Genomic DNA, 476 nt, shown 5'->3' with positions numbered 1-476 from the left:
TCGAAGACGCCATCGCGCAGGGCGAAATCGATAACCCGCAGGTAGAAACAGACCCGAACCAGCTGGCCTATCTCATCTACACCTCCGGCTCCACCGGCCAACCCAAGGGCGTGGCGGTCTCTCACGGGCCGCTGGCCATGCACGTGCAGGCCATCGCCGAGCGCTACGAAATGCGCCCGGACGACTGCGAACTGCACTTCATGTCGTTCGCCTTCGACGGTGCCCACGAACGTTGGCTGACCTGCCTGACCCAGGGCGCCAGCCTGCTGCTGCGTGACAACACGCTGTGGACGCCGGAACAGACCTACACGCAGATGAAGGCCCACGGCGTGACCGTGGCGGCGTTCCCGCCGGCATACCTGCAGCAACTGGCCGAGCACGCCGAACGTGAGGGCAACCCTCCGGCGGTGCGGGTGTACTGCTTCGGTGGCGACGCCGTGCCCCAGGCCAGTTTCGAGCTGGCACGCCGGGCGCTG

The 476-nt window shown here is 66.8% G+C and carries 1 protein-coding gene; it reads left to right on the top strand.

The annotated features are described in order from the left end of the window. On the top strand, window positions 1–476 hold a 476-nt coding region (locus IRZ56_RS22940; protein ID WP_196147029.1), incomplete at both ends, for an AMP-binding protein.

It is taken from the genome of Pseudomonas guariconensis, from assembly GCF_015680235.1.
Classification (GTDB): domain Bacteria; phylum Pseudomonadota; class Gammaproteobacteria; order Pseudomonadales; family Pseudomonadaceae; genus Aquipseudomonas; species Aquipseudomonas guariconensis_A.
This window is presented reverse-complemented; position numbering and strand designations above follow the sequence as displayed.